Origin of the sequence: Sorangium sp. So ce1504 (assembly GCF_051521635.1) — a bacterium.
GTDB lineage: Bacteria > Myxococcota_A > Polyangia > Polyangiales > Polyangiaceae > Sorangium > Sorangium cellulosum_B.
On sequence record NZ_CP150365.1, the window covers coordinates 4015352 to 4038177 of the forward strand.

The 22826-nt window shown below is 71.1% G+C and carries 18 protein-coding genes; 6 read left to right on the forward strand and 12 right to left on the reverse strand.

Annotated features, from left to right (window positions below; translation table 11 throughout):
- Window positions 1-6: 6 nt before the first annotated feature.
- Together WMF39_RS15225 and WMF39_RS15230 are read right to left on the reverse strand one after the other, a co-directional pair.
- On the reverse strand, window positions 7-1050 hold the full coding sequence (locus WMF39_RS15225; protein ID WP_437746233.1) for an MBL fold metallo-hydrolase: 1044 nt from the start codon (window positions 1048-1050) through the stop codon (window positions 7-9).
- 322 nt (window positions 1051-1372) lie between these two features.
- Window positions 1373-1762 carry a hypothetical protein gene (locus tag WMF39_RS15230; protein ID WP_437746234.1) on the reverse strand — a complete coding sequence of 130 codons (390 nt, stop codon included), beginning with the start codon at window positions 1760-1762 and terminating at the stop codon, window positions 1373-1375.
- Between the two features lie 284 nt (window positions 1763-2046).
- Here WMF39_RS15230 and WMF39_RS15235 point away from each other — a divergent pair, with 284 nt between their 5' ends.
- On the forward strand, window positions 2047-4836 hold the full coding sequence (locus WMF39_RS15235; RefSeq protein ID WP_437746235.1) for an RICIN domain-containing protein: 2790 nt from the start codon (window positions 2047-2049) through the stop codon (window positions 4834-4836).
- Between the two features lie 164 nt (window positions 4837-5000).
- On the opposite strand, the gene WMF39_RS15240 is transcribed toward WMF39_RS15235, so the two are convergent.
- Both WMF39_RS15240 and WMF39_RS15245 read right to left on the reverse strand, forming a co-directional pair.
- The gene (locus WMF39_RS15240) at window positions 5001-6377 is read right to left on the reverse strand and encodes a FecR domain-containing protein (protein WP_437746236.1); all 1377 of its coding nucleotides are present in this window, start codon (window positions 6375-6377) and stop codon (window positions 5001-5003) included.
- The gene (locus WMF39_RS15245) at window positions 6370-7011 is read right to left on the reverse strand and encodes an RNA polymerase sigma factor (protein WP_437746237.1); all 642 of its coding nucleotides are present in this window, start codon (window positions 7009-7011) and stop codon (window positions 6370-6372) included. The genes WMF39_RS15240 and WMF39_RS15245 overlap by 8 nt, the downstream gene beginning before the upstream one ends.
- A 261-nt stretch (window positions 7012-7272) precedes the next feature.
- Here WMF39_RS15245 and WMF39_RS15250 point away from each other — a divergent pair, with 261 nt between their 5' ends.
- Complete coding sequence (locus tag WMF39_RS15250; protein WP_437746238.1) at window positions 7273-12405, forward strand: AAA family ATPase; 5133 nt, start codon at window positions 7273-7275, stop codon at window positions 12403-12405.
- Window positions 12406-12425: 20 nt separating this feature from the next.
- Here WMF39_RS15250 and WMF39_RS15255 read toward each other — a convergent pair whose 3' ends face one another.
- Window positions 12426-12782 (reverse strand): hypothetical protein, encoded by a 357-nt coding sequence (locus WMF39_RS15255; RefSeq protein WP_437746239.1) that lies wholly within the window; start codon window positions 12780-12782, stop codon window positions 12426-12428.
- Between the two features lie 365 nt (window positions 12783-13147).
- Here WMF39_RS15255 and WMF39_RS15260 point away from each other — a divergent pair, with 365 nt between their 5' ends.
- The 3 genes from WMF39_RS15260 to WMF39_RS15270 all read left to right on the forward strand — a co-directional run bounded on the left by WMF39_RS15260 (window position 13148) and on the right by WMF39_RS15270 (window position 16205).
- Entirely contained in the window at window positions 13148-15418 is a 2271-nt protein-coding gene (locus WMF39_RS15260) for a PilZ domain-containing protein (protein WP_437746240.1), read from the forward strand.
- Window positions 15419-15482: 64 nt separating this feature from the next.
- Complete coding sequence (locus tag WMF39_RS15265; RefSeq protein WP_437746241.1) at window positions 15483-15839, forward strand: hypothetical protein; 357 nt, start codon at window positions 15483-15485, stop codon at window positions 15837-15839.
- 12 nt (window positions 15840-15851) lie between these two features.
- A complete protein-coding gene (locus WMF39_RS15270) occupies window positions 15852-16205 on the forward strand; it encodes an HNH endonuclease (RefSeq protein ID WP_437746242.1) in 354 nt (117 codons plus the stop codon).
- A gap of 37 nt (window positions 16206-16242) precedes the next feature.
- On the opposite strand, the gene WMF39_RS15275 is transcribed toward WMF39_RS15270, so the two are convergent.
- The 7 genes from WMF39_RS15275 to WMF39_RS15305 all read right to left on the reverse strand — a co-directional run bounded on the left by WMF39_RS15275 (window position 16243) and on the right by WMF39_RS15305 (window position 20996).
- Window positions 16243-16944 carry a hypothetical protein gene (locus tag WMF39_RS15275; RefSeq protein WP_437746243.1) on the reverse strand — a complete coding sequence of 234 codons (702 nt, stop codon included), beginning with the start codon at window positions 16942-16944 and terminating at the stop codon, window positions 16243-16245.
- Window positions 16945-16967: 23 nt separating this feature from the next.
- Entirely contained in the window at window positions 16968-17201 is a 234-nt protein-coding gene (locus WMF39_RS15280; RefSeq protein WP_437746244.1) for a hypothetical protein, read from the reverse strand.
- A gap of 4 nt (window positions 17202-17205) precedes the next feature.
- Entirely contained in the window at window positions 17206-17523 is a 318-nt protein-coding gene (locus WMF39_RS15285) for a hypothetical protein (protein WP_437746245.1), read from the reverse strand.
- 332 nt (window positions 17524-17855) lie between these two features.
- Window positions 17856-18929, reverse strand: a complete 1074-nt coding sequence (locus WMF39_RS15290) for a transposase (RefSeq protein WP_437746246.1) — start codon at window positions 18927-18929, stop codon at window positions 17856-17858.
- A gap of 475 nt (window positions 18930-19404) precedes the next feature.
- Window positions 19405-20076, reverse strand: a complete 672-nt coding sequence (locus tag WMF39_RS15295) for a hypothetical protein (RefSeq protein WP_437746247.1) — start codon at window positions 20074-20076, stop codon at window positions 19405-19407.
- Window positions 20077-20193: 117 nt separating this feature from the next.
- Window positions 20194-20754 carry a sigma-70 family RNA polymerase sigma factor gene (locus WMF39_RS15300; RefSeq protein ID WP_437746248.1) on the reverse strand — a complete coding sequence of 187 codons (561 nt, stop codon included), beginning with the start codon at window positions 20752-20754 and terminating at the stop codon, window positions 20194-20196.
- A complete protein-coding gene (locus tag WMF39_RS15305; protein ID WP_437746249.1) occupies window positions 20751-20996 on the reverse strand; it encodes a transcriptional regulator in 246 nt (81 codons plus the stop codon). Before WMF39_RS15305 ends, WMF39_RS15300 begins: the two co-directional genes overlap by 4 nt.
- A gap of 708 nt (window positions 20997-21704) precedes the next feature.
- Here WMF39_RS15305 and WMF39_RS15310 point away from each other — a divergent pair.
- Window positions 21705-22757, forward strand: coding sequence for an IS1 family transposase (locus tag WMF39_RS15310; protein ID WP_437746250.1), 1053 nt, complete (start codon window positions 21705-21707; stop codon window positions 22755-22757).
- Window positions 22758-22826 lie beyond the last annotated feature (69 nt).

Genomic DNA, 22826 nt, shown 5'->3' on the forward strand with positions numbered 1-22826 from the left:
CGTCCGTCACCGCGGGCCCGCGACCGCCCGCCACCACGGGGTCGGCGCCCCGACGCGCTCGGGCTCGAACGCGGCGCCGATCCCGGGGGTCACGACGCGCGCGCCGCGCTCGGTGGCCAGGGAGAGCAGCGTCTCGGCCGGCTCGTCCCAGTCGTGGAGGGCGAGGTTGAAGGTGCCCCAGTGGACGGGCAGGAGCGTGCCGCCGCCGAGCATCTCGAACGCGGTCAGCGCGTTCTCGGGGCCGAGGTGGATGGTCCCCCACGCAGGGTGGTACGCGCCGACCTCGAGCATCACCAGGTCGAAGGGGCCGTGTTGCTTGCCGATGTCCTCGAACCCGGGGAACAGCCCGGTGTCGCCGGAGAAGAAGACCTTGCGCCGCTCCGCCTCGATGACCCATGAAGCCCAGAGCGTCGCGTTGCGGCTCGTCGGCCCGCGGCCCGAGAAGTGCTGAGAGGGCGTCGCGGTGAAGCGGACGCCGCCGATCTCCGCGCGCTCGTGCCAGTCGAGCTCGGTGATCCGGGCCGGGTCGACGCCGAGCGCCTCGAGGAGCGCGCCCACGCCGAGGGGCGTGACGATGGGGACGCGCGTGCGGGCCAGCGCCTCGATCGTCGGCGCGCAGAGGTGATCGAAGTGGTCGTGGGAGAGCAGGACCGCGTCGAGCGGCGGCAGCTCGTCGAGCGCGGCCGGGACCGGATGGAAGCGCAGCGGGCCGGCAAAGGAGACCGGCGAGGCGCGCTCGCCGAACACCGGATCGGTGAGGACCCGGCGGCCATCGAGCTCGAGGAGGACGGTGCTGTGGCCGAGCCAGGTGACCCGCAGTCCGGTGTCGCTCTGCCGGGTCCAGGTCTCGTGGGGCCGCACGACGGGCAGCGGCGCGGGCGGCTCCCGCCGGCCGCGGCGGAAGAAGAACTCGCCGAGCACGGGCAGCGTCGAGCCCTTGGTCATGGTGGGGCCGGCGCCCGAAGGGTTCTCGAACTTGCCGTCCTTGAACTGAGCTGAAGCGCGCGCCCGCTCGAGCCGCAGCCCTTTGCGACGCCGTGAATCGTTCATGAGGGGACGACCTCCTGCCAGGCGCGGTGCCTGGCGAGACAGAACACGACCTTGAAGGCGACCATTCCGCGACCTGGTCGCCGGAGGAGGCGTGGGCTCCTCCGGGTGGAGCGCGCTCGGCCAGGGTGGCTCGCTCACGCACCGGACGAGCTTTGCGATCGGCGCGCAGACCGTCAAGGCCTGAACTTGACAAATTGTTCTCAACTTGTCAATATTGACCATCGCCTGACGCTTTCTCCTTGGCCCTGGCCCGTTGGCGATCCGCCCCGTGCCCCGCCGGGTACCGCCTCGGGGGAGCGACCTGCCTGGATTTGTGCAGGAATCAACGCACGGCGAATCCCTGGTCATCCGATGATCCAGGGGTGCCGCGGCAACTCTCGTTCAGGCGAGACTCGACCCGTTCAGTGGCACGGGCGAAGAGGGCGAGAGAAGCCAAATGTCTCGGTCGATGTGGGACATTGCGGCACAGGTCATTGGCCATCAACTGTCGTGGTCGTGGCTTCGTAAATAGTCGTTCATAAATGCCGACAAACTGAACAAGATGGACAGATGCGCGGCAAAGTGAAGAGGATCGACGGCGGGAGACCGGCGCGGAGATGCGCAAATTCGCGCGTTTTTGCGCGGATTTATTGACGATCGCGCGAACGATCATGTGTTCGATCATGTGAACGCTCACGTGAATGACCATGTGAACGAACACGTAAATGACCACGCAAACGAACGTGCAAATGACGCGGCGGGACGCATGATTGGCTTGACTCGCAACACGATACGAGACAAGAGTAATCCTCTTAGCGGTGCCTGACCGCCTGTCGAACGAGTCCTCCAGCTCCGCACCTCGTGATCGAGATCCCCTGGGGGGCGATGACCGATGACCACCGCGGCCGTCCCTCCGGAGCCTCCATCGCGCATTGCGTGTCGAGAGCCCCTGACCAGCGCAAGGGCAGCGTCGAGCTGTAGATAGACCGTACTTCTTACTTGACAGAGGAGAACAACATGAGATTCGCATCAAGGAGCGCCTTGCTTGCCTCCGCGACGAGCCTTCTCGCCGTCTCATGCATCGCTGGTCTGGACGACACCGGCAGCGAGCAAGGCGACGCGCTCGAGGAGAGCCTCACGATCGACCCGAACGCGGCCTACACGCTCGTCGGCGTGCAGAGCAACAAGTGCGTCGAGATACGCGGGGGCAGCACGGCGAGCTCGGCGGCTGCGCAGATCGCCACGTGCAACGGCTCCACGCGACAGCAGTTCCGGGCGGAGTCCGCGGGGAGTGGATACTTCCGGCTGCGGAACGTGAACAGCGGCCTCTGCCTCGGGATCAACGGTGGATCGACGGCGAACGGTGCCACCGTCGTCCAATCCAGCTGCGGCAACGCCACGAGCCAGCAATTTTCGTTCGTGGACGTCGGCAACAACGCCCAGCGGATCATGGCCAGAAACAGCAACAAGGCGCTCGACGTCATCGGGCGGTCGACCGCAGATGGCGCCGGCCTCCAGCAGTACAGCTGGGCGAACGGCGACAACCAGAAGTTCACGTTCAAGGTCGTGGGGGGCAGCTCAAGCAGCGCGAGCAGCAGCTCAAGCAGCGCGAGCAGCAGCTCAAGCAGCTCCAGCAGCGCGAGCACCGGCGTCGGTGGTTCGGGCGGGTCCGGCGGCGCTGGTGGCGCTGGCGGCTCGACCAGCTCCAGCAGCTCGACCAGCTCCAGCAGCGCGACCAGCTCCAGCAGCGCGAGCACCGGCGTCGGTGGTTCGGGCGGTGCGGGCGGCTCCGGCGGTGCGGGCGGCTCGGGCGGCGGCGACGCGGATACGGGGGTCAACCCGGCGTCGGGCTGCACGCTCGGCTACAGCCAGATCCCGGACGGGAAGGGCGGCAAGAACGTCGAGGCCGTCTGCCTTCCGAAGGAGATGAACTTCAACATGGCCGCGTCGCTGGAGGCCTTCAAGACGACGGTCTACCCGCTCTTGACCGCCAACTGCTCTGGCTGCCACAGCTCGACGGGCAAGGCCCAGGCGCCCATGCACTCCGACGTCGATCCGGCGCTGGCCCACGAGTACGCGCTCACGCGCGTCAACTTCAAGAAGCCGGCGGACTCCAAGCTCGTGGTCCGGATGGGCATCGACCGGCACAACTGCTTCGGAACGAGCTGCAGAGACGCGAACACGCAGATGCTCAACGCCGTCACGGCGTGGGCGAACGCCGTCGCGCCGACCCTGCCGGCCACCCCGCGCCCCGTCGCGGCCGGCGAGAAGGTCACCGAGGACCAGGTCAAGGCGTGGATCGCGACGGACAAGGCCACCGTCGCCGCGGCGGACGCGGAGTTCATCAAGTACGCCTCGCTGCACGAGCTCCACAACGCGGGCGTCAGCGCAGAGGAGCTCAACGTGGCCCGCGTGGGGCTGTCGAAGGCCCTGAACTCGACCGCGCGCTGGGCCCCCTCGATCGTCAACCCGGTGGACATCAACGGCAAGGGCATGGTCTACCGCTTCGATACCCGCAACTACTGGGGCTACAACAAGGGGGTCACGAAGCTCCACTTCGGCGGATCGGACGACGACGTCTTCTTCGGGAGGACCTCGGTCAACTACCTGGGTGAGCCCGTCGGCTCCGACGTCACGTTCAGGGAGCGGTACAGATACACCTCGACGGTCCAGGTGGATCCGAGCTTCGCCAGGCTCGTCTGGGGGCGCGTCCTCGCCGGCAACGTGGAGGGCGCCACGGACAGCCAGGTGCTGCCGCCCAACGTCAACGGCTTCAAGACGGATTACATCGAGGCGAGCCAGCTCGTCTACACGCTGACACGCCCGGACGTCTACAACGCCATCATGGCGATCCCCTGGTACGCGCAGGATCTCGAGGCCGAGCTCGGCGTCATCAAGGACGCGGGGATCAAGTCGTACGAGTACATGCTCACGAAGCAGGCCATCACCGTCGATTCCCGCATGTACTACAGGGCCAGGACGAAGAGCGGCGGGTTCTACTGGAAGACGTGGGACGTCTTCTCCGGGCAGCTCGACGGCGTGACCACCATCGAGCAGGCGTACGAGACGGGCCAGATCCGGTTCCCCTTCTGGGCGCACCCGATCCCCAAGTTCATCAGCGGGGCCGGCGGCTCGGCGAGCAACTACAGCTTCATCGCGACGCTGGCTCAGCCGAACGGCACGGAGCCGGCGGGGTGCGACGGGGCGCCGAGCTACGCGGGCGGCAGCTACATCAACTGCCGCTACTACACCGGGACCGACGGCCTCCAGCAGTCGGCGGAGGAGGTGATCTGGGATCTGCCGAACGGCCTGCAGGGGTACTCCCTCTGGGGCGGCATCAACCAGCGCCGCGTCGACGCGTTCGTCAACATCGTGCGCGATCCGCGCCTCCAGAAGACCGCCTCGGACGCGCAGATCAACAGCACGCTGGGCTTCGCCACCCAGGACCGCCGCCTGAACACCGGCAGCTCCTGCATCGGCTGCCACGCTGACGGCATGAACCGCGGCAACAACGATCTGCGCGACTGGCTGGACGCCGGCGGCTCGCGCCTCCCGAAGGGCGAGCACGGGGTCGACGGGTGGATCAACGACGCGGCGACGGTGGCTCAGGTCAAGGAGCTGTATCCCCCGTCGACCGTGATGCGGCCGCGCATGGAGGACGATCGCAAGGTCTTCCTGACGGCGATGGCGAAGATGAAGCGGGGCATGATCCTCGGCGCGGACAAGAACGTGTACGTGGAGCCGACGATCTGGACCATCGAGTGGGCGCAGAACTTCTACAAGTACCCGCTGAGCCGCTCGAATTGACACCTCCTCGCCAGAGCGCGCTCCTGGTCTCCGAATCTTGGCGTCTTGTGGCGTCTTGACGGATCCATCGTTCCGGCAGGGTGGGGTAAGCCCCCCACCACCCGAACGTTCTCCCGATCGGATCAAACGATGGATGCCAGAACGGGTGAGTCACCCGCCGGGCGTCACGGCGTGAGGAGATCGCGCGCCACGGGCTCGTGCGCGCCGCGCGGGTGGCGCTTCAGGTAGAGCTCCGCGATGGGGCGCGCCGCCGCCCGGCCGGCCGTGCGCTCGACCGCCACCATCTTGCGGCCGAGCGCCTCGGCCGCGAACGGGCCGCCCGGCGACTCGGCGAGGTACGTGTCGTACCAGGCGACGGCCGCCTCGGGCGAGCCGCCGTCGTGGATCAGGCGGCCGAGCAGGAAGGCCGCCGCCTTGCCCTGGCTCGTCCCCGGGAACCGCTTGCGCGTCGCCGAGAGCGCGCGCTGCGCCACGTCGCCGCGCCGCGCGTACCGCGCCGCGTCCCCTAGGGCGACAAGGTCGTCCAGCGAGCCCCGCTCGAGCACCCCCCCGAGGCCGCGCTGCTCCGCCTCGGCCAGGACCGCCCGGAAATCCCCCGCCGCCACGCGCTGGGCCCAGCTCGGCGCCGCCGCCGCCGCGCCGGCCGGCGCCGCCGGCCCCGCACCGTCCGTCGGAGGACTCGCGGGCGCCCCCTCTGCCCGCGAGCCCTCCGGCCGTACGGCCCCGGCGTCGCCGCCCCCGGCGTCGCCAGGTCCGATGGTCTTCTCCTCCCGGGGCTGCGCCGCCGTGCCCGCGGGCGGCAGCGCCTTCGGCGCCGGGTCCGCCGCGCTCGCGGCGTCGCCGCTCGAGATCTGCACGTCGCCCTCGCGCATCCGCGCCACGAGCCGCTGCCCGGCGCGGAGCGGCAGCCCGTCGGGCGCGAGCGGCCCGCGCACGGTCACGCTCCCCTCGTGCAGATCGACGCGCAGCGTGCCGTCGCCGCGGCTCCAGGACACGTCGAACGCCGTGCCGGTGACCAGCACCGCGAACGGCCCCGCCTCGACGGACCAGCGCGCCTTCGGCCGCCGCGTGACGCGCAGCGACGCGCGGCCGTCCTCGAGCAGCATGCGCGCCCCGGCCGCGTCGACGTCGACCACGCGCATCGCGCTGCCCGGCGAGAGCGCGACGGAGGTGCCGTCCGTGAAGCGGAGCCGCGCCTCTCCGCCGGCCGTCGCGGCGATGTACCGGCCCGCGGCGGAAGGCGCGCCCTCGACGGCGTAGTCGAGCGGCCGCGCCGGCCAGAGCGTGACGAGCGCGAGCGCGAGCGCCGCCGCGCCGGCGAGCGCGAAGCTCCACCGAGGCCACCCGGAGAGCGCGCTCCACAGGGGCGAGGCGCGCAGCCACGAGCCCACGCGGCCCAGGGCTCCCGCGCGGCCCGCGCCGCGGCTCACCGCCTCCACGAAGCGGGCGCGCTCGGCGGCGTCGTGCGCCGCGTCGACGTCCGCGGGGACGCCGCTCCGCACGAGGTCCGCGAGCCGGCTCAGCTTCTCCGCTTCATTCATCGCGATCTCCTCCGTCGGCGGGGAGGGTCCCGGGCCGATCGAGGTCCTGCGGGGCCTTGGTGAGGTAGGCCGAGAGCGCGGGATCGCGCTCCGCGGCGGTGAGGATCCGGTGGGACGCGCGCGCGAGGTGGCGCTTCGTCGTGGCCAGGGAGCAGCCGAGCGCGGCGGCGATCTCGGTGAGCTCGAGCCCCTCGATGAACCGCAGCACGAAGAGCGCCCGGGACCTGTCGTCGACCTGGTCGAGGATGCGGTAGAGCCGCGTGAGCGCCGCGCGCCCCTGCGGATCCTGCTGCGCGCCCCCCATGTCCGGGAGCTCGCCCGAGGGCGACAGCTGGAGCCAGCGCCGCACGCGCCTGCGCCGCAGCTCGGCGCGCGCCACGCGCACCGCGATGCCGACGATGAAGCTCGAGAGCAGCGAAGGGTCCCTGAGGTCCTTCGCCACGCGGAAGAAGCGCAGGAACGTGTCCTGCACATGATCGTCGACCTCGTCGCCCGGCCCGAGGGTGCGCGTCAGGATCCGGCGCACGAGCGGCGCGAACCGCTGCCAGAGGATGGGCGCGGCGCCCGGGTGTCCCTGCGCGGCGGCGCGCGCGAGCGCCTCGTCGTCGGTCGCCGTCAGCGGTAGCGCCTGCACGCCTCGCCTTTGCGTGAAGGGCGCGACCGCTGTCAAGGGCGGGACGGTCGACCGGCGGGGTTGGACCACGCCCAGCAGTGTTCCCCGGGAGGCCTCCGCGGCTCAAGATTCGGCACGCCCGCGCACCGGCGGAGCTCGAGAGAAGGAACGACGAGGACCATCGATGGGATGTGCGCTGGACTACCGGTCTGGGTCACGGCGGCTCCGACGCGACGTCGAACGCCGTCACGGTAGGTTCCGTATCAGTTGTAACCTGTACGCATGACCACACTCGGCGCGGACCATGCCACCGGATCCGCGAGCCCGCTGCATGGCTACGCCGCGGAAGCCATCCTCCACGAGGGGACGATGATCACCGTGCGCCGCGCGCGCCGCGCGTCGGACGGGCAGCCCGTCGTGCTGAAGGGACCGAGCGCCGGGCGGGCGTCGCCGCGCGCGATCGCGAGGCTCCGCCACGAGCAGGTGATCACGCGCGAGATCGCGCACCCGGGCGTCCTCCGCGTCCTCGACGTCGAGGAGAGCGACGGGGGGCCCGTGCTCGTCCTGGAGGACTTCGGCGGCGCGTCGCTCGACATCGTCCTGCGGAGCGAGAGGCTCGGCCTGGCCACGATCCTGCGGATCGGCATCCACGTCGCGGATGCCCTCGCGTCGCTGCACCACGCGGGCATCATTCACAAGGACGTCAAGCCGCACAACCTGCTCGTCCGCCTCGATCCGCTGGTGGTCAAGCTCGCCGACTTCGGGATCGCAACGCGCCTGTCGCAGGAGGCGCCGAGGGCCGAGAACCCGGGCGCCGCGGAGGGGACCCTTCCGTACATGTCACCCGAGCAGACGGGCTGGATGAACCGCAGCCTCGACTGCCGCACGGACCTCTACTCCCTGGGCGTCACCCTCTACGAGCTGCTCACGGGCGCGCCTCCGTTCACCGCGCCGAGCGCCATGGAGCTCGTGCACTGCCACCTGGCCAGGACGCCGACGCCGCCGCACGCCGCGTCGGCCGAGATCCCGCGCGTCGTCTCCGATCTCGTCATGAAGCTCCTCTCCAAGGCCGCCGAGGATCGGTACCCGTGCGCCGAGGCGCTGCGCGCCGATCTCGAGGAGTGCCTCCGGAGGTACGAGGCCGACGGCCGCGTCGATCCTTTCCCGCTCGGCGAGCGCGACGCGGGCGGCCGGCTCTGGCTGCCGGAGAAGCTCTACGGGCGCGAGGCCGAGGCGCAGGCGATCGTGGCCGCGTGCGAGCGCGCGGCGGCCGGCGCCGTCGAGCTGTTCCTCATCTCCGGCCACGCCGGCGTCGGCAAGTCCGCCCTCGTCCGCGAGGTCTACAAGGTGCTCGCGCGGCGGCCCGGGTACTTCGTCTCGGGGAAGTTCGGCCAGCTCAAGCAGCGCACCCCCTACGCGGCCATCGCGCGGGCGTTCGGCGAGCTGTGCGAGCGCATCCTGTCGGAGGGCGAGGAGTCCGTGGCGCGCTGGAAGGCCCGGCTGAGCGCCGCGCTCGGCTCGATCGGGCAGGTCGTCGTCGACGTGATCCCCGAGCTCGAGCGCGTCGTCGGACCCCAGCCCGCCGTGCAGCCGCTCGGGCCGAGCGAGTCGAAGAACCGCTTCCGCCTGGCGTTCCAGACCTTCGTCCGCGCCGTCACGGAGGAGCACCTCCTCGCGCTCTTCATCGACGACCTCCAGTGGGCCGACCCGGCCTCGCTGAAGCTCCTCGAGCTCCTCATGACCGATCCCGACGTCCGCGGGATGCTCGTGATCGGCGCCTACCGCGACCAGGAAGTCGACGACGCCCACCCGCTGGCGAGGTTCGTCGGCGGCCTGCGGGCGGCGGGCGCGTCCGCCTCCGAGGTGTGGCTCGGGCCGCTCGAGATCGAGGACATCCGCCGGCTCCTCGCCGACGCCCTGCGCTGTCGCCTCGAGGACACGGACGCCTTCGCGGCGCTCATCCTGGAGAGGACCGCGGGCAACCCGTTCTTCATCCACCAGCTCCTGCACGCCCTCGCCGGCGAGGGGATCGTGCGCTTCGATCCGGCCGCGGGGGCGTGGGCGTGGAGCCTCGATCGCGCCCGGAGCGCGGAGGGCGCGGAGGGCGTCGTCGAGCTGATGGCCGCGAAGATCCGGCGGCTCGCGCCCGGCGCGCAGCGCGCCCTCCGGCTCGCCGCCTGCGTGGGCCACCGCTTCGACCTCCGGACGCTCGCGCTCGTCGCCGAGCAGCCCCCGGGCGAGGTGGCCGCGGCCCTCTGGGAGGCCCTGCGGGCGGGCCTCGTCGTGCCCCTCGATCCCGAGTACCGCCTCGTCCACGCCGGCGACGCGGCGGTCGCGGGCAGGCTGCTCGAGGACCCCTCGTTCCGCGTCTCGTACCGGTTCCTGCACGATCGCGTCCAGCAGGCGGCGTACGCGCTCATCGACGAGCCGGAGCGGAAGCGGCTGCACCACCGCATCGGCCGGCTGCTCGCGGCGAGCCTCGGCGAGGACCCGAGCGACGAGGATCTGTTCGTCGTCGTCGGCCACCTGAACCTCGCCCCGGCCCCGATCGAGGATCCGCCGGAGCGCGGCGAGTTCGTGCGGCTCAACCTGGCCGCGGGGCGGCGCGCGCAGGCGGCGACCGCGTACGACGCCGCGTTCGGCTACCTGAGCGCCGCGGCGTCCGCGCTCGGCCCGGATCCATGGGCCGGCGAGCCGGGCCTCGCCTTCGACGTCTTCGACATCCATGCCGCGAAGGCCGAGTGCGCGTACCTGACCGGCCGCTGCGACGACGCGGAGGCGCTCTTCGACGCCCTCCTCGAGCGCGCCACCTCGGACGTCCAGCGCGCGCGCGTTTACTGCATGCGGATGGTCCTCTACAACGCGCAGCACCGCTGGGCGGGCTCGCTCGCGGTGGCGCTCCAGGGCCTGCGCCTCTTCGGCATGGAGGTGCCCACCGACGGCGAGGCGCTCGCCGCCGCGCTCCGCGCGGAGCTCGCCGAGGCCGAGCGCGGCTTCGCCGCCCGGCGGGGCGAGGACGTCGGCGCGGGCCCGGAGCTCGCCGATCCGCGCGTCAGGATCGTGGTGGAGATGCTCGGCTACGGCTCGCCCTCGGCGTATATCGTCAACCTGCCGCTGGCCCAGCTCCTCGCCGTCAGGATGGCGAACCTGTCGCTCCGGCACGGGATCTCGCCGATGGCCAGCGTGGCGTACGCGCTCCACGGCTTCTACCTGGCCGCGTTCTGGGGCCAGCCGCACGAGGGCTACAGGATCGTGCGGATGGGCGTCGCCCTGAACGAGAGGTACCGGGTCGATGCCATCAGGGCGAAGGTCGACTTCAACTACGGGGTCGTCATGAACCACTCGAGGCCGCAGCGCGAGGCGCTCGAGGTCCTCCAGCGGGCGCGGGTCGCCGGGATGGAGACCGGCGACTTCATGTTCGCGTCGGCGGCCTCCAACATCGTCGCCCAGATGAAGCTCAGCCTGGAAGGCGAGCTCCGGCGCGTGCGCGAGGACGTCGGCGGGTTCCTGCGCTTCACCTCCCGCACGAAGGACGCGCTGTCGACGGCGGTCCAGACCGTCGCGCTGCAGGTGATCCAGAACCTCGAGGGGCGCACGCTGGACCGCGGCACGCTGAGCGACGCCGGCTTCGACGAGGACGCCTTCGTGCCGAAGCTCGATGGGATGGGCTTCGCGATCGTCGCTGGCTTCTACTACACGAACAAGCTCGCGCTCGCGTACCTCTACGGCGATCACGAGGGCGCGCTGCGGATGGCGCGCCGCGCGCACGAGCGGGCCCGCGCCGTGACGGGCCAGTACATCGGCATCGTCGATCTGCCGCTCTACACCTGCCTCACCATCCTGGCGCTCGGCCCTCGGGCGAGCGGGGAAGAGGGCGGCGCGCTGGCCGAGATGCTCGCGTCGAGCCACGACAAGCTCGCCGTCCTCGCGCGGGACTGCCCCGAGCTCCGGCACCTGGAGCTGCTCGTCCGGGCGGAGCGCGCGCGCGTCGCCGGGGAGGCGCTGGAGCCGATCCTCGAGCTCTACCAGCAAGCGAGCGACGCGGCGGAGCAGGCGGGGTACGTGCGCTACCGCGCGCTCGTCAGCGAGCTCTTCGGCAGGTTCCTCGCGGCGAGGCGCATGCCGTGGCTCGCGCGCTCGTGCCTCGTCGAGGCCTACCAGGCCTACGCGCGCTGGGGCGCCACGGCCAAGCTGCGGCAGATGGAGGAGGCGTACGTCGAGCTGCTCCCCCGCGCGGCGGCGGGCCAGCCCGCGTCCGCGAGCGTCCTGTCGAACCTGACCTCGGTCGCCTCGTCGACGATCGAGACGGTCGCGCGGCGCGTGGCGCTGCTCGACGCGGCGGCGCTCATCCGCGCCGCGCAGGCGGTGGCGCGCGAGATCGACCTCGGCCGCGTGATGACGCGGCTGCTCCGGCTCGCCGTCGAGAGCGTCGGCGCCCAGCGGGGCGCGCTGGTCCTGGACCACGAGGGCGGGCCGCGCGTGGAGGCCGTCGCCGAGGACGAGGGCGAGGTGCGCGTCGGCCCGTCCACGCCCGTGCGCGAGAGCGGCGCCGCCGCAGCCCGGGTGATCGAGCTCGCGATGCGCACCGGGAGCGCCGTCGTCGTGGCCGACGCCGCGCAGGACGGGCGGTTCGACGGCGACCCCTACGTCGCGGCGCGCAAGCCGCGATCGGTGCTCGCGCTGCCCATGGTGAGCCAGGGGGAGGTCTCGGGCGTCCTCTATCTGGAGAACAACGCCGCGCCCGAGGTGTTCTCGCCCGCCCGCCTCGACGTGCTCGAGCTCGTTGCCGCGCAGGCCGCCATCGCCGTGAAGAACGCGCTGCTCTACGCGCGCGTCCAGGCGGCGAGCGACGAGCTCCGCAGGGCCAACGACGCGCTCGAGGCGGCCGTCGCCGCCCGCACCGCGGAGCTCTCCGCGGCGAAGGTGCAGCTGGAGGCGGAGCTCGTCGAGCGGGAGAGCGCCGAGCGGGCGCGCGCCGCCCTCCAGGAGGACCTCATCCGCGTGCAGCGCGAGCGGCTCGCCGAGCTGTCGACGCCGCTCATCCCGATCACCGACCGGATCATGGTCATGCCGCTCATCGGGACCCTGGACGCGGAGCGGGCGGACGAGGCGCTCGAGACGGCGCTGCACGGCGTGGCGGACACGTCGGCGCAGGTCGTCATCCTGGACATCACGGGCGTGAAGGGCGTGGACAGCAGCGTCGCCGCGACGCTCGTCCGGGCCGCGACCGCGCTGCGGCTGCTCGGCGCCGAGGCGGTGATCACCGGGATCCGAGGCCACGTGTCGCAGACGCTGGTCAGCCTCGGGATCGACCTCCGCGAGACCGTCGTCCAGGGGACGCTCCAGCGCGGGATCGCGTACGCGCTCCGGAAGACCGGCCAGGCGCGGCAGCTCGCCGCCATGGCCCCTCGCTGACGGCCCGCGATCGCAGGCGCTCAGTTGGCGAGCTTGTTCGCCTCTCGCGGGCCGAAGATCGCCTCCCAGTTCGAGCGGTAGGCGTCGGTCGCGACCTGCGCGGGGCCTGACCGGGACGACTCGCGCGCCGCCGGGAGGAGCACCTCCACGTCGAAGAGCCGCGCGTGCTCGGACCGCTGCGTCAGCTTCACGAGCTCCCCGTTCAGCGGGCGCCCGTGCTCGGTGGGCCGCAGCTCGCCGATCTCGAGCCGGTCCTCCCGGCTCCGGATGACCCGGAAGCCTTCTCCCTGCTCGACGGGGCTATGGATGAAGACGACATCCTGATTCGCGGCGGGCGCGGGCGTGTCCTGGTTCTGCGGGGGCTCGTCCTTGCCCATCGCGAGAGTTTCCCACGTTTGCCCCCCCGAGCGCCAGGTGAAGCGAGCGCTCGATCGCCGCCTGTCACCGCCCGTCACCGCCTGTCACCGCCTGCCGCCCATCGCACACCGCCTCCGCCCCCGTTGCTCCGTCGCTCGCCGCGCCGCAACGCTGCGCATCACGGCGGCGCGTATTCACGTGGCGCATGGCGCGTGGCCGGGGCCTCCAAAACTTGGCCAGCGCGCGGCTTACGCCGTACTGCCGGCCAATGGGCCCTTTGCACCGCGGAGGGCCCGCGACGGCGGACGCGGCTTCGCGGCGGAGGAATGGGCGTATGAACGGTCGAGGCGCAGAGGGAGAGGGCGTTCGCAAGGCGCCGGAATCCTTGGACAGAGAGCGCGAGGGCGGCGGCGAGCGGCGCGCTGGCGCCGGGCAGCGGGTCCGCGTCGAGGCGCTCGTCGCGGTCGGCGAGACGTCGGGCGGCGGCTTCGAGGCCGAGTCGATCGACATGTCCCCCGAGGGGATGCGCCTGCGCACGGCGTACCTGCCGCGGGTCGGCGACGCCCTGATCTGCCGGTTCGACGGGCTCGGCAAGGAGCTGGTCGTCGAGGGCGAGGTCTGCTGGCGCGCCGAGCAGGCGCGCGGCGGCGAGTTCGGCCTGCGCTTCACCGGCCTCGACGCCGGGTCGGAGGAGGCGGTGCGCGCGATGTGCTCGTCGATCGACGCGGGCGGCGCAGGCGCTGCGGGCCCCGCGCCGGCGCTCGCCGTCCAGGCCGCGGCCGCGTCGCCCGGGGCCGCGCAGCGGGGCTCCCGCGTGCGGCTCCACATCGAGGGTCTGGGCTCGCCCATGAAGGCGCGCGTGCGCGGCGGCGGGCTCGACGACCTGGAGGTCGGCTCCAACCTGGAGTTCCTCAAGGTGGGCCGCTCCCTCGAGCTGGAGGAGGTCGATCAGGGCACGCGCCGCGAGGCGTACATCGATCACGTGAGGGTCGAGGTCGACCCGGCGACGAGCGTGCCGCAGCTCGTGGTCACGCTGGCCTACGAGGCGCCCCGCGCGGCCAGGGCGCCGCGGCCGCGGCCCTCGTCGCCCGAGGCGCTTCCCCCGGCCCCGGCGCGATCGTCCCACGACGCCGGCGCGCGGGCGCCCTCGTCGCCGCCGCAGGGCGAGCGCGCGGCTGGGCGACCGTCGTCGGCGCCGACCGTCCCGGCGCGCGATCATCAAAGCGAGCGCGCGGCTGCGCGGCCTTCCACGGCGCCGACGGTTCCGGCGCGCGATCATCAGGGCGAGCGCGCGACGGCGCGGCCGTCCTCGGCGCCGCCGGCCGAGCCTCGGGGCGAGCGCGCCCCCTCGGGCGCGAGCGGCGGCGCGGCGGCCCACGCGGACGACGACCACGACAGCGACGTATCGCCGGCGCTCTCGGCCCGGGAGGCGCGCGCGGGCGCCGAGGCGGCCCCGCCCTCCGCGGACGACGGAGCGCCGTCCTCCGCGGGGAGCGCGGCCGAGGACGCGGGCGCCGAGGCGGCTGCCGACGCGCAGCCGGGCCGGCTGCGCGAGGTCGGCGAGAAGGCCGCGATGGCGGGCAAGGCGGTGGCGGGCAAGATCGCGCCCGCGCTCGCCGGCGCCGGGGCGCGCGCGGCCACGGCGATGGCGGGCCTCGTGGCGAGGATCAAGGCGCGGCGCGCCGCGCGCGCAGGCGACGGCGACGGGTCGGGCAAGGACGGCGGCCCGCGCCGCAAGACGGCGCCGCCGCCGGCTGGCGCGCTGAAGTCCGGTGGGCGCCGGCTGGTGCGCGAGGAGCCCGAGGAGGCGGCGGGCGAGGGCGGGGAGCCGCCGCGCTTCAACAAGAAGGCGGCCGCGGTCGGCAGCTTCCTTGGGCTGGCGGCGGTGCTCGTGGTGTTCGGGGCGGCGCGCCTCTTGGGCCTGCGGGGCGGCGACGCGCCCTCGGCCGGGGCCGAGTCGGCCGCGGGCGCGCCGGCGCTGCCAGCGTCGGCGTCCTCCGGCGCGCCTGCCCTCGCGGCGGCTGCGGGGCCGGCTGCAGCGCCGGGCGGCGCGCTCACGGCGAATGTCCCGCTGTTCGGCGCGACGCCCCTGTCGACGACGGAGCCTGTGCCGCCGACGCCGCCGGCGGAGCCGAGCGCGCTGGCCGGCGACGCGCTCGCGCCGGGCGCGGCGGTCCCGGGCGGCCCGGGCGAGGACGACGAGGTGGAAGCGGCGGACGACGGCGACCAGGAGGGGCCGCGGGAGTGGGGGCAGGGGTCGGTGAGGAACCCCATCGTCCTGAAGCTCAAGATGGACGGCCCGATCGAGGAGCTGAACGGCGCGGCCGGCGCGATGGGCTTCACGGTATCGCTGCCCGATCGGCGGGCGCTGTCGTCGGGCAGCGGCCTCGCCCGCAAGGACAAGCGCATCGCGTCGGTGCGCGTGGTCAACACCGCGCACGGCGCGGAGGTCACCCTGCAGTTCAAGGACGGCGTGCCCGCCTACAAGGCGAAGGCGCGCGGCGATCGCCTGGAGATCTCGCTCGGCCGCGGCGAGTCGAAGAAGGTGGCGTCGAAGTCGAAGCCCGAGAAGAGCGAGAAGCACGAGAAGAAGAAGGGCGACGACGCCAAGAAGAAGAGCGAGAAGGGGAGCGGCAAGAAGGACAAGGAGCGCTGAGGGGCGCGGGCCGGGCGGAACTAGCCAGGTTGGCGCGCCGTCCTCGGCGTGGCATTCTCCTGGGGTGCGGTGGAACGACGAGAAGAGCCGGCGTTTCCAGGCGCTCCGCGCGGCCGAGGCGCGCGGGACGTTGACGGACCCCGAGCGCGCGGAGCTCTCTCGTCTGTTCGAGGATCTCGACGCGGAAGAGGCCGACGCCCTGCGCCCGGCGATGGAGCTGGCAGCGGCACGCGCGGAGCACCTCGCGGCGCAGAAGGCACAGCTCGAATCCCAGGCTGACGCCCTGGCGCGCATCGTGGCCGAGCAGGAAGGGCTCCTGGCAGATGCCACCACCTACCTCCAGAAGCTGCGGGAGAAGAACGCGGCCTTGGCGGAGGACTACCGGCGCCTCATGGGGCACGATCTCGCCCCGGCCCGCTGAGGGCGTAGTCGCGTGGCCGATGAGTTACGCGCGCTGGTCCGGGAGGGCTTTCGAGCGCGCTGCGCCTACTGCGGGGTGCACGAGGATGCGGTCGGGGCCACGCTGACGGTCAACCACCATCGCCCGCGCGCGCATGGCGGCACCGATGACGTGGCGAACGTCGTCTACTGCCTGCGATTGAATCGCCCGCAGCTCGTGGCCTATCGGCTCGCACGGCAGGCGGAGGCGACGCTTACAGCGGAGCTCGCGGTGAGCCGCCGGCGCGTCGAGGAGCTGGAGCGGGCGGTGCTCGATCTGCGTGCGGCGCTGGAATCGACCGCGGATGAGATCGAGCGCCGGTCGAAGGGGCGCCCCGGGGAGCCCTGAACCGGTCGAATCCGGGCTCGGCGCTTTCCTCTCCTCTTCAGAGGAAGAAGTGGACCGTCAGGTTGACGGACCCGCTGCTGGCGTTGCTGCTCTCGCCCATGTACTCGTAGCTCAGGATTGTCCAGCGCCCGGTCATCTCGAACCCGAAGCCCTTCGGACGACCCCACAGAACGCCCAGCTCCAGCATGCCGCCCAGGGCGTCGTCGAACCGAGCATCGGCGCCGCCGAGGACGCCGTCGCCATAGAGGCGCGGGTTGATCTCCAGGATCCCGCCCGCGGCCAGGACGCCGTGCCACGAGCTGTCGACTGCCACCAGGCTTCGGACGGAGGCCATCAATGGGATGCGCTCCAGCTTGATCGAGCCATCGGCGTCGACGAGGGTGCTCTTGTACTTCCACCCGGCGTCCAGCCCGAGACCGAGTCCCACGCGATCTCCGAGCCAGAGAGGCGTCCAGGTCAGTCCACCGGAGAGGGAGATCCCTTCTCCGGCGTGGACGGCGGTCGTGGAGCCGTCCGAGTACGTGAGCTCGGCGAGTTCATCGCCGCCGAAGGCGAGGCCGAGCGAAGCGTGCAACCCCAGAGACGAGAGCCATTCCCCGCGGCGCAGGGCCGGGGCGAACTCGTTCGGAGCGCGATCCGCCTCGGGTGCTGCGGAGGGAGCCTCGGCGCGCGCCACGGAAGCCCAACCTAGTACTCCCACCCCTAGCGCCGTGATCAGGATCTTCGAGTTGATGGTCATGGTTCTCGCTCCAATCCGAGCCGTCAGCCGATGACGGCGACGACGATCTTGTCGCGCACGTCTACGAGTACGCGTTCGCCAGCGCGGCTCTCCCCGACGTCGTGCAGCCCTTTGAACGCCGTCATGCCGGCGATCGGTGCGGCGTCAGCCTTGGTGAAGGACAGGCACGCTGGCGTTGTGTGAGCCTTCGAGTGACGAGGCGATAGACAATGCGTTTGTTGTGTAATCTTGTCAACGGCGAAGCAGGGAGGGGTCATGGCGTTATGGAGGCATACCCAGCAGGCTTGGGTCGAGCTCCCGGGAGCGCTCGCCACGGACGCCGCGCAAGGCTCGGTCGATGGATGGATGGATGCGCAGGAGCGTGGCGGTGGGGCCGACCCGCGCATCGCTCTGTCGCGGGATCGGGTGTTTCGGGCGGTGCTTCGCTTCGCCGATGAGGCCGGCCTCGACGCCGTGACGATGCGGGCTGTCGGCCAGCGCCTGCACGCCGAGGCCATGTCCCTCGACAAGCATGTCACTCACAAGGGGGAGATCGTCGACGATCTCGTCGAGATCGTGTTCTCCGAGATACTTTGCCATCGGCCTGGGGGTGCCGCCGGGGGGGAGCAACGGATTGGATCCGTTGGGAGGGGGCGTCGCCAGGGGGTTGCGGCGGACCGGATCCGTTGGAAGGGGGGGTCGCAACGGATCGAGTCCGTTGGAAGGGGGCGTCGCCAGGGGGGTCGCAACGGATCGAGTCCGTCGGGAGGGGCGTCGCCAGGGGGGTCGCAACGGATCGAGTCCGCTGGGAGGGGCGTCGCCGGGGGGGTCGCCACGGATCGAGTCCGCTGGGAGGGGCGTCGCCAGGGTGGTGCGGCCTTTTGGCCAAAGTGCTGCGGCTCGCGAGCAAAGTGCCGCACCCCATCGCAAGCTCAGCCATCGGTGGGCGGCTCATCGAACAGGGACAACTGGATCGGGCCATCCGGCGCGGGCGGTGGAACGACCTGGACCGGGGATGCCGGCGGAGGCGGCTCGCTGCGGCGCCGCTGCTTCAGCGCGGGCGTCGGCTCCGTCACGAGGCGCAGGAACCCTCGGTTGTTCGGAAGCGGCCTCGCTGGCGCGGAGGGCTCGCGATGAGTGAGCGGCTTCGCCTCGGGGGCGGTAGCCTCCTCCTCGGCCGTGAGCGTCTCCAGGAGCTCGTCCAGCGTCCACACGTGGTCGGTCAAGCCGGCCTGCATCGCCGGGGTGACTCTGAGCGTCTTCACGACGTGGCAGAGGTTGTAGTAGGCGTATGTCAGAGCGACCGACGCGCGGTGGTGCTCGATGCGCTTGGAGAAGGCCAAGCACAGGCGCCGCATGCGCCCGTTCTGGTGCCTCGTGGTGCCGTTCAGGCGCTCCACGTAGGCCGTGGACGCCTTGGCCGGGTCCGGAGCCCCGTAGATGGTGCTCTTCGTGATGAAGGGGTCCCTGGGCGGCTCGTACCGGTGGTCGTCCCGGCGTCCACGGCTGCCAGAGCGGTAGTTCTTCACCGTCTGCATGTAGTCAATCGACGTCCCGAAGGATGCGCCGACGGCGCTGATGTACGGCGCGAAGCCGTCGCTGGTCAGCTGCGGCATGACCAGCACGCGCGCGCGAAGGTCCTTGATGAAGGCGTCTGTCGTGGCCTGGTCGCGCTTCCCGACGCGGTAGGCGATCACGAGACGGCTCAGCGTGTCCATGGCCACGAAGGTGTACGCCTCGCCAACCTCGGGCGGGTCAGCAGGCGTCACCCTCGCCTGCTTCTTCTGGACGTAGCCCCAGATCTCGTCGACCTGGACGAGGATGCACCGGAGGTCTCGCACCATCCGGTTGTGGAGCCGCTCCGCGCCCTGCCCCAGGGCCAGCGCGAAGCGGCGGATCGTCCGCTGGTGGACGCCCGTCATGCGCTCGGTCGCGCGCACGCTGTTGCCGTCTACGAGCGCCGCAAGCACACGCAGGCGCTTCTCCGCCTGGAGCACGTTCGCCACGGGACCCTTGCCTTTCCCCGGCGGAGGGCCCACGATCCGGTCTGCCAGGACGTCGGACGGGTCGCACCGCTCGGCTTCTGCCGCCCTGCTCCTAGTTTGCCGCTGGGAGCGGGGCGTTTTCGTCTAAGGTCCTCTGATTATAGCGATTTTGCCGAGGAAAACCGCTCGGAAGCGTGCGGGAATGATGCCGGCAGGACGGGGTATGTCATAGCGTCGGTCCGACCACCTTGCGGTGGAGGAGATCGCTATGGGTAGAATTGTAGAGCGTAACTCTCAGCACGATCGCGATGGCGCAACGAGCGACGCGAGAGATGCGAGCAAGGCGCTCGCTGTCGCCGCTAGGCTTGCGGCGGAGATGGCGATTGCTCGGATGAGCGAGTCAATGGTGCCGAACGTCGCCGAGTTGACCGCGCTGATGGGCGCCGCTGCTCAAGCGCTGGACGCCTCGAGTAGAGCCGCTACATACGGAACCTGGTCAGGCCGGGTGCCTTCTGATGAAGTCGCGGACACCATCAACCAACAGGCGAACTTGCCCTAGTTCGTACTTATCATACTTGCCGTGCGCAGCGTTGTTTCTGATGTCGAGCCAAGCCGTGATCGCCTTATCATCGGTGAGCCCGTACGCTTCGGCTTTTCTGAGTTCCGCATTGATGAGCATTGCCTTCTTGTGGCCGCCAGATGCGTCAACGGTCGGCACCCCGAACTTGTTGCACAATTTGCGCAGATGCTCTTCGAGGACGCTTCCGCCTATCACGGCCGCGGCGTCTTTGTAGCCGTCCTCCACGAAGTACTGCGCCATGGAAAGCATGTCAGAGAACAGGTCAGCATGAATCAGCTCTGTGATCCCCATCAGCCTGCCAGATTCGTAGTCGTCTCGCAGCGCAGTCAGTATGCCGCACAGGTGCAGTACTGTATAAGCTGGGGTTGGTGGAGCACAACTATCCAAGATCAAGTTTGCTTGCTGTATGTACGCGCTGCCTGGGGGAGAGAGCCTCTTGATTGCGGCGTACATCAATGTCTCGACGTGCTTCGCTTCGTCTACTGGCCTATCGGAAAGATCTCTAAACTGAGCGCGCTTGCTCGAGTCGTGGAATTTCTCGAGAACGGCGTTGATTTGGCTGATCACGGCATCATTGTTGGCGACCATGCCCGGACACTACCGTGGGCATATGCGGCGCGGAACCATGCGCGCGTCCAGCGACAGGCGTTCAGTGGCTTGCGGGACGAAGCAGAGGTTGGCGCGATGAGGACGGCGAGGGACGGGCTACCGCCGCCAGCGCTTGAGCCTCAGCGCCAGCGCTTCCCGCGCGATGCGGAGCCTGGACGCTGCCGTGTGCGGGTTCATGCGGCGGCGTCGGGCGTAGGCGGCAAGGCTCTCCGGGTCGTCCACGGAGAGCAACGCGTCGACCTGCCAGCCCGGCAGGCTGGCCATGGCGTCCAGCACCTCACGCGCCTCGATCTGGGCGTGCATGTCGATGCCGACGGGCTCGTGCAGCAACCCCAGGGGGCTCGGATGAATCACGGCACGGCGTGCCCACGCGCTGTTGACGTAGTGCGAGGCGAGGCGCCACGCGATGCCGTGGAGCCACTTCCTCAGCGCGTCGCGCGGCTTGTCCCGAGGGTCCGGCCGGTACATCCCACGGCGGACGGCGTTCCAGGCGTTGAGCAACACCTCGGCCTCCACGTCGCGGCGGTCGCGCTTCGGGATGCCGGCGAGCGTCGCCAGGACGATGCCGCGCTCGGCAAGGATCGCCTCCATCGTCGGCTTCTTCCTGGGGTGTCGCGCGGCAGGCGGGCGTCCTGCCCCCTTCCGCGGGCGGCTCATGGGTCACCCCGCCGAGCGCCGCACGTGGGGCAGCGGTCGGCCGCCGCAGCGAGCCCGCCGAGGAGCTGCTCGACGGTGACGCCGGCCGCCTTGGCGGCGCGCTGTGCGGTCGCGATCGAGCCGTTGTCGCGCCCGTTGGCGATGCCCTCGATGCAGTCGACGGACACGCCCATCACCGCGGCGAGGCATCGCCACGAGCCGTACGCGGCGCGAAGGTGGCGCAGCGCGGCACGAAGCCGCATGCGCTGGGTCGGGGTAAGGGAAACGCTGGGGGCGGTTCGGCGGCGGCGCTTGGGCGCACCTCCGCCTTGCCCACCGTCGGGTGGGATCAGGTATAGCTGCACTGTCGGACTCCGGGTGGAACGGGGTTCGGCCACGCAGCCCGGTCGGTTGGCGCCGACGCGGGCTGCACTACTTCCGGCCGAACTTAGCCCGTCAGCACGGGGCCGGAGTCAAAGTGCTGCACCCAAAGGCAAAAGGCCGCACTACCGTCGCCAGGGGGGGCGCAACGGATCGAGTCCGCTGGGAGGGGCGTCGCCAGGGTAGTGCTCAATTTTGAGCAATGGTCACTCGGTCACCTTGACGCCGGACCCGATGCCTGAGCCGCGCCATCGGCCCGGCCTCCGCCCTCATCCGCCCCACGCCCTGCCGTCCCGCCTCGCAGCCCCGCCACGCGCGCCGCGCTGCCCGTTGGCGCTGGCGACCGACGACGCGAAAACGCCGTCAAACAGGCTGTAAACGCGCACGCCGGCTAGGACATGCGCTGTCCCATCGGGCCCGAAACGCCGGGAAACATAGGCTTTCGGTGCTATCTTGCAGGGTACTTAGCAAAGCGCCCTGCCCCCGGCTGGTCCCCGGAGACAGGGCTGCGGAACGCCGAGCGGTAGGCCCGCCCTGCGCACGACGCACGTGCAGCATGGGCCCCCGCTTGGGGAGAGGCAAGGCCCTGCATGGCACACGTGCTGCCGATGGCGAAGCGCGTCGAGGTCGTGTCGCATCTCGTCGAGGGGGCGGGCATCCGGCCCACGTCGCGGCTCACAGAGGTCAGCCAACCGGCGATCCTGTCGCTGCTGCTCCGGATGGGGGAAGGCTGCGAGCGGCTGCACAACCGGCTCGTGCGTGACGTCGACTGCGTGACGGTCCAGGTCGACGAGATCTGGAGCTACGTGCAGAAGAAGCAGGCACGCGTCCAGCCGGGAGACTCGCCCGAGGTCGGCGAGGCGTACGTGTTCGTCGGCATGGCGAGCGCGTCGAAGCTCGTGATCGCCTACCGCGTGGGGAAGCGCGACGAGACGAACACCGCCGCGTTCATCAAGGATCTGCGGGCGCGGCTGGTGACGGTCCCGCAGCTCTACAGCGACGGGTGGGCGCCCTACGTCGCCGCGGTCGGGTCGTCGTTCGCCGGCTCGGTCGACTACGCCCAGGTGGTGAAGAACTACCGCCGCAAGGGCCGCAAGGACGACGACCACCGCTACGAGCCGCCGCGCGATCCGTTCATCACCAAGACGCCCGTCTTCGGCGTGCCCGACATGAAGCGCGCCAGCACGAGCCACATCGAGCGGCAGAACCTCACGATCCGCATGCACATCCGCCGGTTCACGCGGCTCTGCAACGGCTTCTCCAAGCGCCTGCCGCACCACAAGGCAGCGGTCGCGCTGCACATGGCGTTCTACAACTTCTGTCGCCCGCACGAGGCCCTGCGCGTCACGCCCGCCATGGAGGCCGGGCTGACCGACCACATCTGGAGCATCGACGAGCTCGTCGCGGCGGCGCTCGCGGAGGCGCCCACGGAGCCGCCGCAACCGAAGGCGTTGAAGCTGCCGGAGCCGCCCGCAGGGACGCCTACAGCGCCAATGCGGGCGCTGCCGAACGGGCGCGGGTTCCTGCGGCTGGTCGGTGCCGCGCCGGCTGCGCCTGTGGCGCCTACGCCCGCTCCGGAGCCGCCCCCAGCGCCGAAGCCTAGGCCGATGAGGCAGTTGAGCCTGTTCGACGAAAACGAGTGATCCCGCTTGTTTGTCGATCGGCGGCAGCACATACTAGGAGATGTCGCGCGAGACAGGTCCCCGTCGCTA

What these genes read in the sequence shown, in the direction of transcription:
- WMF39_RS15225 (WP_437746233.1), bottom strand. Translation starts at nt 1,050, where the DNA reads ATGAACGATTCACGGCGTCGCAAAGGGCTGCGGCTCGAGCGGGCGCGC.
- WMF39_RS15235 (WP_437746235.1), top strand. Translation starts at nt 2,047, where the DNA reads ATGAGATTCGCATCAAGGAGCGCCTTGCTTGCCTCCGCGACGAGCCTT.
- WMF39_RS15240 (WP_437746236.1), bottom strand. Translation starts at nt 6,377, where the DNA reads ATGAATGAAGCGGAGAAGCTGAGCCGGCTCGCGGACCTCGTGCGGAGC.
- WMF39_RS15250 (WP_437746238.1), top strand. Translation starts at nt 7,273, where the DNA reads ATGACCACACTCGGCGCGGACCATGCCACCGGATCCGCGAGCCCGCTG.
- WMF39_RS15255 (WP_437746239.1), bottom strand. Translation starts at nt 12,782, where the DNA reads ATGGGCAAGGACGAGCCCCCGCAGAACCAGGACACGCCCGCGCCCGCC.
- WMF39_RS15275 (WP_437746243.1), bottom strand. Translation starts at nt 16,944, where the DNA reads ATGACCATCAACTCGAAGATCCTGATCACGGCGCTAGGGGTGGGAGTA.
- WMF39_RS15280 (WP_437746244.1), bottom strand. Translation starts at nt 17,201, where the DNA reads ATGACCCCTCCCTGCTTCGCCGTTGACAAGATTACACAACAAACGCAT.
- WMF39_RS15285 (WP_437746245.1), bottom strand. Translation starts at nt 17,523, where the DNA reads ATGGCAAAGTATCTCGGAGAACACGATCTCGACGAGATCGTCGACGAT.
- WMF39_RS15295 (WP_437746247.1), bottom strand. Translation starts at nt 20,076, where the DNA reads ATGGTCGCCAACAATGATGCCGTGATCAGCCAAATCAACGCCGTTCTC.
- WMF39_RS15300 (WP_437746248.1), bottom strand. Translation starts at nt 20,754, where the DNA reads ATGAGCCGCCCGCGGAAGGGGGCAGGACGCCCGCCTGCCGCGCGACAC.
- WMF39_RS15305 (WP_437746249.1), bottom strand. Translation starts at nt 20,996, where the DNA reads ATGCGGCTTCGTGCCGCGCTGCGCCACCTTCGCGCCGCGTACGGCTCG.
- WMF39_RS15310 (WP_437746250.1), top strand. Translation starts at nt 21,705, where the DNA reads ATGGCACACGTGCTGCCGATGGCGAAGCGCGTCGAGGTCGTGTCGCAT.